This window comes from Bradyrhizobium macuxiense (genome assembly GCF_001542415.1).
GTDB lineage: Bacteria > Pseudomonadota > Alphaproteobacteria > Rhizobiales > Xanthobacteraceae > Bradyrhizobium > Bradyrhizobium macuxiense.
This window is the reverse complement of record NZ_LNCU01000047.1, coordinates 1-14,187: the sequence shown is the minus strand read 5'-3', so window position 1 is coordinate 14,187 and position 14,187 is coordinate 1. Positions and strand designations below refer to the sequence as shown.

Genomic DNA, 14,187 nt, shown 5'->3' with positions numbered 1-14,187 from the left:
CTGGGAAGCTTACGCCTGCGGCTGCGGCTCCAGGCCGGTGTCCGGATCGGGACGCGGGCGCGGCTTGCCGGCGGGCGGCACCGCGGATGCGCGTGGCGTCGACGGCTCCAGCACCGACTCGCGGTTGGGCTTCTTGCCCTTCAGGAGATCGGTGATCTCGTCGCCGGTCAGTGTCTCGAACTCGAGCAGGCCCTTGGCCAGCGTCTCGAGGTCGTCGTGCTTCTCGGTGAGGATCTTGGTGGCTTCCTTGTAGCCTTCCTCGACCAGACGCTTGATCTCGGAGTCGATCTTCTGGACCGTCGCCTCGGACGCATTCTGCGTGCGCGAGACCGACATGCCCAGGAACACCTCGTCCTGGTTCTCGCCATAGGAGACAGTGCCCAGCTCTTCCGACAGGCCCCAGCGGGTCACCATCATGCGAGCCAGACGCGTCGCCTGCTCGATGTCGGAGGCAGCGCCCGAGGTCACCTTGTCGCGGCCGAAGATCAATTCTTCCGCGACGCGGCCACCCATCATGATGGCAAGACGCGAGGTCATCTGCTCCAGCGACATCGACAGCTTGTCGCGCTCCGGCAGCTGCATCACCATGCCGAGCGCACGGCCGCGCGGAATGATGGTCGCCTTGTGGATCGGATCGGTCGCGACGACGTTGAGGCCGACGATGGCGTGGCCACCCTCGTGATAGGCCGTCAGCAACTTCTCTTCCTCGGTCATGACGAGCGACTTGCGTTCCGCGCCCATCATCACCTTGTCCTTGGCCTCTTCGAACTCGGCCTGCGTCACCATCCGCTTGTTGCGGCGGGCGGCGGTCAGCGCGGCCTCGTTGACCAGGTTCATCAGATCGGCGCCCGAGAAGCCGGGCGTGCCGCGCGCGATGGTCTTCAGGTTGATATCCGGCGCCAGCGGCACCTTGCGGACGTGAACCTTGAGGATCTGCTCGCGACCGACGACGTCCGGGTTCGGCACCACGACCTGACGGTCAAAGCGGCCGGGACGCAGCAGCGCGGGATCGAGCACGTCGGGACGGTTGGTCGCCGCGATCAGGATCACTCCTTCGTTAGCCTCGAAGCCGTCCATCTCGACCAGCAACTGGTTCAGCGTCTGCTCGCGCTCGTCATTGCCGCCGCCGAGACCGGCGCCGCGATGACGGCCGACCGCGTCGATTTCGTCGATGAAGATGATGCACGGCGCGTTCTTCTTGGCCTGCTCGAACATGTCGCGGACGCGGCTCGCGCCGACACCGACGAACATCTCGACGAAGTCAGAACCGGAGATGGTGAAGAACGGCACGTTGGCTTCGCCCGCGACCGCGCGTGCGATCAGCGTCTTGCCGGTGCCGGGAGGGCCGACCAGCAACACGCCGCGCGGAATCCGTCCGCCGAGGCGTTGGAATTTTCCGGGGTCGCGGAGGAATTCGACAATTTCCTGGAGATCCTGCTTGGCCTCGTCGACGCCTGCGACGTCCTCGAAGGTCACGCGCCCATGCGCCTCGGTCAGCATCTTGGCGCGCGACTTGCCGAAGCCCATCGCCTTGCCGGCGCCGCCCTGCATCTGCCGCGACAGGAATATCCAGACGCCGATCAGCGCGATGAACGGCAGCCAGGAGACGAGCAGCGACACGAACCACGGCACGTTGTCGCCCGGCGGCTTCGCGGTGATCGAGACCTTGGCGTCATAGAGGCGCTTCACGAGATTCGGGTCACTCGGCGCGTAGGTCTGGAAGCTCGAACCGTTGGTGAAGGTGCCGTGAATCTCCGGCCCCTGGATCACGACGTCACGGACGTGCCCCTGATCGACTTCAGTCAAAAGCTGCGAGAACGAGATGTCTTGCGAGGACGTGCGCTGGCCGGGATTCTGGAACAGCGTGAACAACGCCAACAGCAGCAAAACGATGATGACCCAGAGGGCGAAATTCCGCAGATTGGCGTTCATTGTGTTCCTTCGTGGTCGCGCGGATCGCGGCCTCTCCTGTCCTTGGGCCGGCTCTGTGGGAATCCCCAGGGAATCCATCCCGTCGATGGCATACAATTTAGGTGCCGCTGGGGTCGATGCCAAGGGAACCACGCATGACTATTTACCGCATCCTAGCGCGATTCCCGGTCAAATAATGGCGTGAAACCCGGTGTTTTTCGGGGGTGGTTAAGCCTCTTTGCGGGATTGTCGGGGCGACTGAAACAATCGGCCAAACTTATCCGGACCGAGCGCGGCGGGGCGGCGCCGGTTCGACCCGGATGCGGCCGCGGGCGACGCTGACGGCGGCCCCGGCGAGGGTTTGTTTCAGCCTGCCGCCGCGTTCCGCCACGGCGCGATCCAGCACCGCAAGCAGGGTTTCGACCTTGCCGAGTTCGGCGGGTCCCTCGTGTCCGGCCCGGTCGATGGCGCGCTTCAGGACACGGAGGCGAATTTCCTCCGGCATCGCTGCGAACAGCGCGGCATCGAAGCCTGGGCGGGCGGTATCTTGATCTTTCAACGCAAGATAGCGCTCTGCGCCGTCGACAAGCACTTCAACGGCGGCATTGGCGCGCGCAAGCCGGCTTGCGAGCCGCGCCAGGTTCCTCGCATCGCCGCCCTCCTCGGCGAGCGCCGGCATCAGCGCACGCAGCCGCGGGCGCGTGAACGCCGGATCGCGATTGGTCGGATCTTCGGCGAAGCCGATGCGCGCCTTGTTCAGCGTCGCGATCAACTGCGCCTTCGAAATATCGAGCAAGGGCCGCGCCAGCCGGATCCCCTCGCGCTCGCTCTCGCGAGCCATCGCCGACAGGCCGGCGATGCCGCTGCCGCGCAGCATCCGCATCAACACCGTCTCGGCCTGATCGTCGCGGGTATGTGCTGTGAGGACGTGGCTGGCGCCGTGCTTGCGCGCAGCCTGCGCCAGCAGACGATAGCGGGCCTCGCGGGCAGCCGCGGGCACGCCGGTCCTCGGCTTGGGACCGGTCCAGCGCAACGTGTGATGCGGCAGGTCGAGACTCTGTGCCAACCGCTTGACGTCACGGGCCTCGCGCGCGGCTTCCGGGCGCAGACCGTGATCGACGGTGACGGCAACCAACCGCGGCCCGCGCGAAAGTCCGCGGCGCCAGCGCNNNNGAGCCACATCAGCGCGACGGAATCGGGACCGCCGGACACCGCGAGCACGATCGCAGGCGCGGATGCCAGCCCTGCGAACAGGCGCTTGGCATCCCGTGCCAGGATAGCGGATTGGTCGTCAGGCATCGCAAGACCGGCATTTCGCAAAGAGAGGCCAGATGCGGCCTCCCGGATGCCGGTTTAGCACTTCACCCGCTTCTGCTCACGATCAACCGCGGCCTTCACACCGCCAGATGCCCGTGGGTATTTGCGCATCACCTCGCCGAAGGCTGCGCAGGCAGCCTCCTTCTCCTTCAGCGCAGCGAGCGACTGGCCGAGCCGGAGCAGAGCGTCAGGTGCCTTGGCCGACTTGTCGAACTTGGTCGTGACACCGAGGAAGGTTTCGGCGGCGTCGCGATATTGCTGGCGCTGGAAATAGCTTTCGCCGAGCCAATACTGCGAATCCGCAACCAGCGGATCGGCAGGATATTTCCTGGCAAAATTCTTCATCGTCTCTTCGGCAAGCGCGTAGTCCTTGCGCTGCATGTAGCCGATGCCGAGGTCGAACTCGTCCTTCGGCGTGGCCGAGGGCGGCAACGTGGTCAGACCACCACCGGCCCCCGGCGGACGCTGCGGGCTCGTATTGCCGAGATCGAGCGGCTCGCCCGGCCCACGGCCGCCCGGAGCACCAACCCCGGCATCGCTCGACATCGGCAGTTGGCCGCCGCCCAGCGCGCGAGGCGCGCCCGGAGCGTTCGGGTTTTGGTTGGGATCGAAGGCATCGCCGCGGCCGCGGCGGCCGGGAGCCGCTGCAGGCTCTTGCACGATGGGCGCGGGGGCGGCGATCTGCGGCTGCTGCTCATAGCCGCCCTGCTCCTGCCGCCCATATCCCGGTTGGGGCTGCTGACCGTAACCCTGCTGCGGCTGCCCATAACCGGGCTGAGCCTGCGGCTGCTGTGCCGGCGGTACGGCCGCGACGTTCGGCTGGGGCCCGGGCTGTCCGGGCGCGCCTTGGGGCTGAGCGCCGAGCTGACGCAGCCGCTCCTCGAGCTGGCGGTTGCGGTACTGCAGCTCCTCATTCTGTCCGGTCACCTGCCGCAGCTGGTTCTCGAGCCGCTCGATCCGCACCTCGGCGTCGGCATCGTCGGACTGGGCAAAGGCTGGAATGGAAACGGCGAACACCGCCGCGATCGCCGCGGCGGAGGTAAGGAATTGAAGTCTGGATGACATTTTGCCCTGACGACGATATCGACGTGAAAAGCGAGCCACATTGAGGGACGGAGTACGCCGGAATTGTGACTGGCGCTTCAAATCCCGGGTAGCGTCGCACGGCAATGGTTTAGTGCCGTCGCCAGAACAAGCAAGCGTCACGTTGCGCGCAGCTTCGTTCATCAAGCTGACAGCGCGCTGACGTGGCGATCCTGCGCCACAAAACAAAACCGGCGCCCGAAGGCGCCGGTTGAAACTCTGACCGAAACGGTCGTTCAGGAGCTCGCGTTCAGCACGGTGACGGCGCGACGGTTCTGCGACCAGCAGGAGATGTCGTTGCAGACCGCGACCGGGCGCTCCTTGCCGTAGGAGATGGTGCGCATGCGGCTGGGGTCGATACCGCGCGAAACAAGATAGGCACGGACCGACTGGGCACGGCGCGCACCAAGCGCGATGTTGTATTCGCGAGTGCCGCGCTCGTCGGCATGACCTTCAATGGTGAAGGAATAGCGGTTGTAGGTCTGCAGCCACTGTGCCTGCTTGTCGAGCGTCGCGGTCGCCTGCGGGCTGAGATCGGTCTGATCGCTGTCGAAGAACACGCGGTCACCGACGTTGACCACGAAGTCCTGCTGGCTTCCCGGGGTCGCGGCGCTCGCCATGGCGCCATCGGCGCCCAAACCGTTCTTGTTTGCGCAGGCGCCCATCGACAGCGCCACCGCCAGAACCGCAGCCAGCTTCATACCCTGGAGGATACGCATCTGATGTTTCATTCCGGAGCCTCCACGCTCACGCTCTCTTCGTACTGTCATCTGATCTACAGGGGGATGGTTAAGCGAACGTTCCGTCAACCTTGACGGGACCTTGCCAGACCGCATCAAATGCCGGCTAATGGCGAAAAGCACCCCCGATGGTTAATGGGTGGCAAATGTGGCGTGACGGTGAAGGGAAGGCAAGCGCGAGAGCGCTCTGCGCCTGTTCTGCAGCGATTTTCGTGACCGTAAAAGCACGGTCCGACACTAATCAGCAATGCCGGCGGCGTTCCGCTCAGGAACTGGGAACGATCGAGGCCCGTTCGAACGGCCGCACCAGCGCGTCGGGCAGCGATTGGCCATCGCCGCGCTCGAACAGCATCCGCCGCTCGAAGGCGCTTGAGCGCAGGAACGGATAACGGGCGAGCACCCTCTCGCGCACCGCCGGCAGATGCGCCGCCATCAGTCCGACCGGCTTCACGAGCCCGGGATAGAGCCGCGGCTCGGACCAGGTCTCATGCAGGAAGACCCGGCGGTAGAACGCCATATGCTCGGGACGAACCGGCGCAAGGCCGTAATCGGCATTGAAGTGCACGCCCGCGGTCGAGCCGAGGCGGACCGTGACATAGGGCAGTTCCGGATAGTTCCGCGCCTTCTCGGGATCCGCGACGAAGCGCGTCGAGTCGATGAAGACCATGCCCTTGTCGAGCTTGGGATGCAGCACGTCGCCGAACACCTCAACCGTCGGTGCGCTGCGCAACTCCGGCGTCACCAGGGTGATTCGAATCGAGCTGCAGAGCTCGCCCTGGACGAAGACGCCGAAGACCCAGGCATTCGGCGCCTCGTCATACGCATCGACAACGCGCTCTTGCGCCGACGGCCGGATCGCCCCCTCGCGCAGATAGGCGCGGTAGCGGAGGCGATAGATTTCGTCCTTCTGCTCAGTCGTCTGGGCGAGGCGGTAATCGACTTGATCCAGTGGGTCCGCAAGCCGTCCCGTCGCGGGCTTGATGGCTTCGGCCGCGGACCTCATGTGCTACTCCCTAACGAACAAAGCAACTTCTACGCGCGTTAGGAAAGATTAACAGCTTCTTAACAGGATGCAAAGCAATCGCAGCAACACGGTTAACCCGTCCCGCAAGGCGCATCCCGTCCCGTGCGGTCGCGGCCATCTGCAACTGTGGATTGGGTTTGAGACGCTAGGTCAGGCGATGGAGCGCGAGGGAATCACGTGCAACTGCTCGTCGGTCCGGCGGCCATGCGATGCGTTCAACAACTGCCGGATCCGCACCGAGGGAACCGGCCGGCTGAACAGGTAGCCCTGTGCTTCGGTGACCGCCCCGTCGGCGCTGATCAGCTCGAGCTGGTCGTTGGTCTCGATGCCCTCGACCACGACGGACATGCCGAGGTCCGCGGAGAGGCGCGCCACGCCGCGCAACAGCGTCAGCGGACGATCGCTGTCGATGCCTTCGAGGAACGACCGGTCGATCTTGACCTTCTGCAGCGGGAAATTGTGCAGATAACTGAGCGAGGAGTAGCCGGTGCCGAAATCGTCGAGCGAGATCCGCACGCCGAGCGTCCGCAATTGCGAGAGCACGTCGTGGGTGAGCTGGGTGTTATGCAGCAGCGAAGACTCGGTGATCTCGATCTCGAGCCGGTGCGCCGGCAGGCCCGAGACCTCCAGCGCATAACGCACCTCGCTCAGCACGTCGCGCTGGTGGAACTGCTGCGGCGAGAAGTTGACGGCGACGCTGACCGCCTCCGGCCACTTCATGCATTCCATGCAGGCCTTGCGCAGGATCCAGCGGCCGAGGTCGACGATCAGGCCCATGTCCTCGGCGACCGGGATGATGTCGACCGGCGAGACCGTGCCGCGCACTGGATGGTTCCAGCGCAACAGCGCCTCGCAGGTGCTCACCTTGCCGGAGCGCAAGTTGATCAGCGGCTGATAGAACAGCTCGAATTCCTCGTTGGCGAGCGCCTTGCGCAGATCGAGCTCGAGGATGCGCCGCGCCTCGACGGTTTGTGCCATCTCGTCACGGAAGAAGCAAAACGTGCCGCGGCCGTCGGCCTTGGCACGGTAGAGCGCCATGTCGGCATTCTTGAGTAGGGTGTCGGCGCCGACGCCAGGCGCGGTCATCGCGATGCCGACGCTGGCGCCGATCTCGACCAGGTGATTGTCGATCTTGTAGCGCTCGCTGAGGCGGTCGACGATGCGGCGGGCGAGCGCTGCGGCATCCTCGTGCGAATGGATGTTCTGCTGGAACACGACGAACTCGTCGCCGCCGAACCGCGCCACGAAGTCCTCCGGCCGCAGCATCTCGCGCAGCCGGTCGGCGACCGCGCACAGCAGCTGGTCGCCGCAGGGATGGCCGAGCGTGTCGTTGACCTGCTTGAACTGGTCGAGGTCCACGAACAGCAGCGCGGCGCGCTGCTCGCTGCCATGCCGGGTGGCGAGCAGGCGGCCGATCTCGTCCCGGAAATTGACGCGGTTGGGCAGCTGGGTCAGCTCGTCGTAGCGCGCGAGGTGGCTGATCCTGGCCTCGGCATCCTTGCGCTCGGTGATGTCCTCGACCAGCACCACGGTGCCGCCGCCGCTCATCGGCTGGAAGGTCCATGACAGCGCGCGGTTCTTGCTCGCGTCGGGATCGCTGGTGACGATCTCGCCGGCCTGCGAATTCTCGATCTCGGAGAGGATCTGCCTGGAGGTTGCGGCCGAGATCGCACCCGACAGCACGCAGGCATTGCAGATATCGGATACGCTGGCGCCGCGCCGCACGAAATCGTCCGGCAGCTGCATCATCTCGATGAAGCGGTGGTTCATCACCGCCAGACGCCCGTCGGCGCGGAACATGCACAGCCCGTGCGGCATGTTGTTCAGCGCCGTATCGAACTGGCCCGCCAGCGCCGCTTCGCGCTCCTTGGCAACCCAGGCGTTGACGTAGATGCGCTGGAGGCTCGAGGTCAGGTGCCGGATGGCGCTGAAGAACACGAGGCTGAGCAGCGCCAGCGCGATGTGATAGGCGCCGCCGACATACATCAGCGACAGGATCAGGGGACCGATCGACAGCAGCAGATGCAGATGGAAGATCTGCGGCCGGCCGAAGGTGCGCCCGACCCCCGCCGACGTGTAGGCGACCACCGTCGTCACGCACAGCATATGCGCGGCCGCGTCGCTGGTCCTGAGCAGCACGGCGGCGCCCCAGATGCCGAGCACGATGCCGTAGGCGATCGCACCGAGCCGGTACCGCTTTTCCCAAATCACCGACTCCTCGACGGTGAGGCCGGAACTGCGCTGCTGGTAGCGATACATCTGCAACGCGCGCGCGAGGCCCACCACGATGAACAGCGGCACGCACAGCCAGCACACGAGATCGCCGGTGACAGCCGCGATCACCGCGCCGGCGATCGCGGGACCGAAGGCGCCGAAGATCATCGGCGCCGGATTCATGAAAAGGGAATCGACCAGCGCCGCGGAAATCGTCGGCGGCATCGGCTGATCCGGTTGTCCCGTCTGACTAGCAAACTGCATTGTAGCGGCGTGCGTCCTTTTCAAGTCGCACTTTTACCGGGCGCTGATGAAGTCTTTCTGAGCGAACATCGTTAGCGAGTGGTTGTTGCGCTCGACGCAGAGTGGAAATTCACCTTTGATATCAGCATGCTAGGCAAGAGTTGCCGGTCGGCGTCCGGGCTTCCCTTGCCCAATCCGCGCGCAGCGTCAAGACAACAGCGGCGACCAGGCCGGATCGGAGGCAAAGCCCGGCGTCGGCACCCTCAATTCGTTGCGGCCGGAGACGTCGACCGTGAAGAGCGACGGTCCGCTGTTACCGCCGGGATCGCGGAAGAACATCACCACGCGCCCGTTCGGCGCGAAGGTCGGTCCCTCATTATGGAAGCCCGAGGTCAGGATGCGCTCGCCCGAACCATCGGTCTTCATGATGCCGATCGCGAACTGCCCACCGCCCTGCTTGGTGAAGGCGATGTAGTCGCCGCGCGGCGACCAGACCGGCGTCGAGTAGGTGCCGTCGCCGAACGAGATGCGCTGCGCCTGACCGCCGGTGGCCGGCATGACGTAGATCTGCGGCTTGCCGCCGCGATCGGATTCGAAGCAGAGCTGCGAGCCGTCGGGCGCGTAGGACGGCGAGGTGTCGATCGCCGGCGTATCGGTCAGCCGCGTCATCGCCTTCGAGCGCAGATCCATCACGAACAGGTTGGAGTTGCCGCCCTGCTGCAGGCTCATGATGATGCGCTGGCCGTCGGGCGAGAAGCGCGGCGAGAACGACATGCCCGGGAAATTGCCGACGATCTCGCGCTGGCCGGTTTCGATGTTGAGCAGGTAGACGCGCGGGTCGCCCTGCCCGAACTCCATATAGGTGATCTCCTGGGTCGACGGCGAGAACCGCGGCGTCAGCACCAGATCCGCACCGCGGGTGAGGTAGCGCACATTGGCGCCGTCCTGGTCCATCAGCGCCAGCCGCTTGACGCGGTGCTGCGCCGAGCCGCTCTCGTCGACGAACACGACGCGGGTGTCGAAATAGCCCTTCTCACCGGTCATCCGCTCATAGATCTGATCGGAGATGATGTGGGCGATGCGCCGCCAGTATTCGGCCGACGTGTCATACTGCTGGCCGGCAAGCTGCTGGCCGGTGTTGACGTCCCAGAGGCGGAATTCCGCCTTCACGCGACCGTTGCCCTGGCGCGTCATGCGTCCGGTCACCAGTGCCTGCGCATTGATGCTCTTCCAGTTGTTGAAGTTCGGCGCTGCGTCGATGTTGACGGTCTTCTCGAGATAAGCGGACTGATCGATCGGCGCGAACAAGCCGCTGCGCTTCAGGTTGTTGGTGATGACCTGGGTCACGCCGACGCCGACCTCGGCATCGCCGGGCGTGCCGGCCGCAAAATTCGGGATCGCGATCGGCACCGGCGCGAAATCGCCGCCCGGAATCGGAATCTGCTTGCGCCCGCCTTCCTGTCCGAAGGCCTGACGGAAGGGTGCCCCCGCGAGCGCGGAAAATGCGGCGATACCGGAAATCATTTGTCTGCGGTCGAGGCGAATCCTCGTCGCGCACCAATCAATCTTGTCTGTCATTGTCCGTAGACTTTTGGTTGATGTTGGCCAAGCGTTGCGGCTGATCTCACGTATTATTCTCTTTGAACACTGGTGCGAATGCTTTCCATTCGTCGAACCAGCCCGCAGGCAGATTGTAGGGCTGACATGCGATGATCGCGCGCAGGGCACTCTCCTGATAGACGCGCATGTAGGGCGTGGACGGCGTGGTTTCCGGCACCGGCATGCGCGCGAGCGTGCCGTCGCGCTTCAGATCGATATCGATCACCACCTGGGTCCGCTGCTCCTCGAGGCTGCCATAGGGCTTGTTTTTCCAGCAGCGTTCGACCTGCTGCCTGAACATCGCACCCCAGGTCGCGGAGTTGTCGGCCGACTTGCCTTTCGCGGTGCCGAGCGCGGCGTTGGAGTTGAGCGTGGCACCGGTGATCGAGGCGCGCGTCGGATCACGCTTGTCGAGCAGCGCAGCGATCTTGCTCTCGTCGAACACGCGCTCCTTCGGCTTCTGCTCCGGCGGTGGCTTCGCGGCCTGCTGAACCGGCTTCGGCGGCGGCTTCTTCTCTTCCTTCTTGATCGCTTCCGCGATCGGGTCGGGCTTCACAGGATCGGGCTTCTTCTCGACCGGCTTCGGCTCTTCCTTCGGCTTGTTCTCGACCTTCTTCGGCGGATCCGGCTTCTTCTCCGGCTTCTCTTCCACCTTCGGCGTCGGAGGTGGCGCGGTCTCGGTCACGACCGGCGCCTTCTTGTCGTCGATCTTGCCGACCGCGTCGTCGACCGGCTTGGCGTCGGCGACCTTCTCGACCAGCGGCTTGGGATTTTCCTTCTTGCCGTCCTTCTGGCCGGCCATGGCATGGGAGAGCTGATCGGAGGAGATCACGTCGACGTCGACAGTATCCTCTTCCGGCATCACGAAGGCCCTGGTCGAAAACGACACGAGGCCCCACCCGATCACGAGGACGTGCAGGGCAATCGACGCCGCCAGTGTCTTGTCGACCTTGACCTTCAACTCAGGCTTCCCCGTGCCGCATGCCGCACATGAGTTTTAAGTGCCCCCTTCCGGGATGATCACGATGCTTGCCTTGAACCCCGCGGTCCGGATCTCCCCAAGCAATTTCATCATGTCAGTGTAACAAACATCCTTGTCACCCCGCAGATAGACCACGCTTTCGGCATCCGACCGGGTCTCGCGGATCGCCTTGATCTTGGGCAGCAGGTCGGCGGCAGCGATCTGCGCATCGCCGAGATAGAGTTCGACGTTCGAGTTGCAGCCGCCGCCGGTGCGCTTGACCGACAGCGTGAGCGGCGGCTGGTTCGACGAGATCGACTTGCCGCCGCTGGCGACCGGCAGGTCGATGTCGATGTTCGACGTCATCAGCGGCGCCGCCACCATGAAGATGATCAGCAGCACCAGCATCACGTCGACCATCGGCGTGACGTTGATCTCGGCCATCACCGGCTTGCGCCCGCCGCGGCCGCGTCTGCCGCCGCCGGACGACCCTGCCATGCTCATCGCCATGATCGTGCGCTCGCAAAAGTGATCATCACGTCTCTCAGCCCCGCTCGTCGATCTGACGCGACAGGATGGCGGAGAACTCGTCGGCGAACCCCTCCAGGCGCTGGGCCTGCCGGTTCACCTCGGAGGTGAACTTATTGTAGAAAATAGTCGCCGGAATTGCGGCGATTAGACCAATTGCTGTAGCGAACAGCGCTTCCGCGATGCCGGGCGCCACCACGGCCAGCGAGGTGTTTTTAGAGGCCGCGATCGACTGGAAGCTCGACATGATGCCCCAGACGGTGCCGAACAGGCCGACAAAGGGGCCGGCCGAGCCGACAGTGGCCAGCACCAGCAGGCGCCGCTCCAGCCGCTCCACCTCCCGGGCGATCGAGACGTTCATGACCTTGTCGATCCGGGCCTGCAGGCCGGCGAAGGAGCGCGACTGGCTCTCGAAGGACCGTTTCCACTCCCGCATCGCCGCCACGAAACAGGCCGCCATCGACTGGGTCGGCTTGGCCGACAGGGCCCGGTAAAGCTCCTCGATCGACTGGCCGGACCAGAACGCCTGCTCGAAGCGATCCATGGCGCGCTTGGTGCGGGCGTAAAGCAGGACCTTGTCGATCGCGATGGCCCAGACCCAGACCGAGCAGGACAGAAGCCCCAGCATGACGCACTTGACGACCCAATGGGCCTGCCAAAACAACGCGATCAGCGACACATCGCTCGATGCCAGCGGCAGAGCTGATTGAGCCACGTCGGCGGAATTCATCGGCAATATCCTCTCAACGCAAGTGTCCCCAATAGGCGGTCCGCAAATCGGCACCGGTTCCACGGCCACGCGCGGGGCGCGGCAAAACTGCGCGAGAGCCTGTTACATCTGTCGCATGGGGGGCCTGTCCAAAGCCGGGACCTGCTTCCCCTGCCAACATGTCAAAACGAGGGCTTTTCGCGCGGCATTCCGACCCTAACCAAACGCTAATCATGGTTAAGGCGAGGTTACCAAAGGGAGATTCCGGGGCGGGAAATGGTTCCGGATGAGCCGGTTGGCGAGTTCCGGGAGGTACCGGGTGAGGCGCTGGTGCAGGCGGAACCCAAACGCCGCGGCGGAGATCGTCGGCGGGCCCTCCGTTCGTCGTCCTGGCGAAAGCCAGGATCTATAGCCACCGCATTTGGTGATGAACGGGATCGTGGCCCCAGCGTCGCGCGATAATTGGGATTTGGGGTAACGGGTCCTGGCTTTCGCCAGGACGACGCAGAGTGTGTTTCGCGATTGTGCGTCATGCATCAACGTCCTCGCGACACGATCTGTCCGAGCTTTGCATTTCGTTCCGCCCTCTCTCGAACAGAGGGCGCAGGGAAAGCCGGGTGCCGATCGCACCCATGGGTCCCGCGTAGTAAAAAACGCGGGAGGTAGGACCACAGGTGTAACCGGAGCTGTCCGGCTTTCCCTGCGCGATGGTTTACGGCTTATACGGGCTCTCCCTGGCGAGACTGGGCTCTTTTGTCACCGCCCGTTCAAGACGCAAGCGCGTCTTGAATGAGGACACCTGCCAACTAGGTGTGAGCTTTCAGGAGGTTGTCCATCTGGTCTGAACCGAGAAAGCTGAGGTTGCGAAACTTCAGTGTTCCCCGGAGAGACCAGATGAACATCCACAAGAATGCGCCTTTGACGCCGAAAGGTCGAGAGGCGATGGTGCGGAGCGTGATCGAGGGCGGCCTGACGAAGGCCACAGCCGCGCTCCAATTCAATGTGACGGCAAAGACGGTCGCCAAATGGGTCAAGCGCTTCCGCGCATTAGGCGTCGATGGTTTGCGGGATCGTTCCTCGCGGCCTCATTCATTGCCAAGCCAAACCCCGGCAGCCACATGCGCCGCTGTCGAGACGTTCCGCCGGCAGCGCCACACCGGCAAACAGATCGCGCTCGAAGTTGGGGTCTCCGCAGCAACCGTCAGCCGTATCCTGCGCCGACTCGGTTTGAACAGGCTGGCTGCCCTGGAGCCGGCCGAGCCGATCCGGCGCTATGAGCGCCAGCATCCTGGTGAACTGATCCACATAGACATCAAAAAGCTCGGCAAGTTCAATCGGATCGGCCATCGGATCACCGGCGATCGACATGGGTCGAGCAATCTGCGTTCTCGCCGTCAAGGGCCAGGCTGGGAATACGTACATGTCTGCATCGACGATGCGTCACGGATCGCTTTCAGCCAGGTCATGAAGAACGAGCGAAAGGGTTGCGCCATCGCTTTCCTCAAGGCGGCCGTGGCCTACTACGTGAGCCTCGGCGTGAAGGTACAGCGCGTCATGACCGACAACGGCGCGTGCTACAAATCCTTCGCCTTCCTAAGGGCGTGTAAGCGCCTCGGCCTCAAGCACATCCGCACCAGGCCCTATACACCCAAAACCAATGGCAAGGCCGAACGCTTCATTCAAACCAGCCTACGAGAATGGGCCTATGCGCAGGCCTACAACACCTCAGCAGAAAGAGCAGCCGAGTTGCCACGATGGCTTCATTGCTACAACTGGCATCGTCCTCATGGCAGTATCGGCTCAAAGCCACCGATCAGCAGACTCGGATTGACCGGGAACAACCTCTTGAGGCTCCACA

General features: G+C 64.1%; 10 protein-coding genes and 2 pseudogenes. 1 reads left to right on the top strand and 11 read right to left on the bottom strand.

Features of this window, described 5'->3' with window-relative positions:
* Positions 1 to 9: 9 nt before the first annotated feature.
* From ftsH to tolQ, 11 genes and pseudogenes are all read right to left on the bottom strand, one after another.
* Positions 10 to 1,932, bottom strand: a complete 1,923-nt coding sequence (gene ftsH / locus AS156_RS16895) for an ATP-dependent zinc metalloprotease FtsH (protein ID WP_066506349.1) — start codon at positions 1,930 to 1,932, stop codon at positions 10 to 12.
* Between the two features lie 256 nt (positions 1,933 to 2,188).
* Positions 2,189 to 3,080 (bottom strand): annotated as a pseudogene (gene tilS / locus AS156_RS16890) (tRNA lysidine(34) synthetase TilS); the annotation flags it as partial.
* 4 nt (positions 3,081 to 3,084) lie between these two features.
* Positions 3,085 to 3,210 (bottom strand): annotated as a pseudogene (locus tag AS156_RS44460) (tRNA lysidine(34) synthetase TilS); the annotation flags it as partial.
* 54 nt (positions 3,211 to 3,264) lie between these two features.
* Positions 3,265 to 4,293, bottom strand: coding sequence for a tol-pal system protein YbgF (gene ybgF, locus AS156_RS16885; RefSeq protein WP_066506346.1), 1,029 nt, complete (start codon positions 4,291 to 4,293; stop codon positions 3,265 to 3,267).
* Between the two features lie 254 nt (positions 4,294 to 4,547).
* Positions 4,548 to 5,042 (bottom strand): peptidoglycan-associated lipoprotein Pal, encoded by a 495-nt coding sequence (pal, locus tag AS156_RS16880; RefSeq protein WP_066506344.1) that lies wholly within the window; start codon positions 5,040 to 5,042, stop codon positions 4,548 to 4,550.
* Positions 5,043 to 5,316: 274 nt separating this feature from the next.
* Positions 5,317 to 6,054, bottom strand: a complete 738-nt coding sequence (locus tag AS156_RS16875) for an N-acyl amino acid synthase FeeM domain-containing protein (protein WP_066506343.1) — start codon at positions 6,052 to 6,054, stop codon at positions 5,317 to 5,319.
* 171 nt (positions 6,055 to 6,225) lie between these two features.
* Positions 6,226 to 8,553 (bottom strand): putative bifunctional diguanylate cyclase/phosphodiesterase, encoded by a 2,328-nt coding sequence (locus tag AS156_RS16870; protein ID WP_066506340.1) that lies wholly within the window; start codon positions 8,551 to 8,553, stop codon positions 6,226 to 6,228.
* A 186-nt stretch (positions 8,554 to 8,739) separates the two neighbouring features.
* Complete coding sequence (tolB, locus tag AS156_RS16865) at positions 8,740 to 10,110, bottom strand: Tol-Pal system beta propeller repeat protein TolB (RefSeq protein ID WP_066506339.1); 1,371 nt, start codon at positions 10,108 to 10,110, stop codon at positions 8,740 to 8,742.
* A gap of 46 nt (positions 10,111 to 10,156) precedes the next feature.
* Positions 10,157 to 11,092 (bottom strand): protein TolA, encoded by a 936-nt coding sequence (locus AS156_RS16860; RefSeq protein ID WP_066506337.1) that lies wholly within the window; start codon positions 11,090 to 11,092, stop codon positions 10,157 to 10,159.
* Between the two features lie 36 nt (positions 11,093 to 11,128).
* The gene (locus AS156_RS16855) at positions 11,129 to 11,602 is read right to left on the bottom strand and encodes a biopolymer transporter ExbD (protein ID WP_066506335.1); all 474 of its coding nucleotides are present in this window, start codon (positions 11,600 to 11,602) and stop codon (positions 11,129 to 11,131) included.
* A gap of 34 nt (positions 11,603 to 11,636) precedes the next feature.
* On the bottom strand, positions 11,637 to 12,350 hold the full coding sequence (tolQ, locus tag AS156_RS16850; RefSeq protein WP_066506332.1) for a protein TolQ: 714 nt from the start codon (positions 12,348 to 12,350) through the stop codon (positions 11,637 to 11,639).
* A gap of 873 nt (positions 12,351 to 13,223) precedes the next feature.
* On the opposite strand from tolQ, the gene AS156_RS16845 reads away from it, so the two are divergent.
* Positions 13,224 to 14,187, top strand: a 964-nt coding sequence (locus AS156_RS16845) for an IS481 family transposase (RefSeq protein WP_066501212.1), incomplete at its 3' end; no start/stop codon positions are given.

Coding starts and splice junctions, on each gene's coding strand:
- ftsH (WP_066506349.1), bottom strand. CDS start 1,932: ATGAACGCCAATCTGCGGAATTTCGCCCTCTGGGTCATCATCGTTTTG.
- ybgF (WP_066506346.1), bottom strand. CDS start 4,293: ATGTCATCCAGACTTCAATTCCTTACCTCCGCCGCGGCGATCGCGGCG.
- pal (WP_066506344.1), bottom strand. CDS start 5,042: ATGAAACATCAGATGCGTATCCTCCAGGGTATGAAGCTGGCTGCGGTT.
- AS156_RS16875 (WP_066506343.1), bottom strand. CDS start 6,054: ATGAGGTCCGCGGCCGAAGCCATCAAGCCCGCGACGGGACGGCTTGCG.
- AS156_RS16870 (WP_066506340.1), bottom strand. CDS start 8,553: ATGCAGTTTGCTAGTCAGACGGGACAACCGGATCAGCCGATGCCGCCG.
- tolB (WP_066506339.1), bottom strand. CDS start 10,110: ATGACAGACAAGATTGATTGGTGCGCGACGAGGATTCGCCTCGACCGC.
- AS156_RS16855 (WP_066506335.1), bottom strand. CDS start 11,602: ATGGCGATGAGCATGGCAGGGTCGTCCGGCGGCGGCAGACGCGGCCGC.
- tolQ (WP_066506332.1), bottom strand. CDS start 12,350: ATGAATTCCGCCGACGTGGCTCAATCAGCTCTGCCGCTGGCATCGAGC.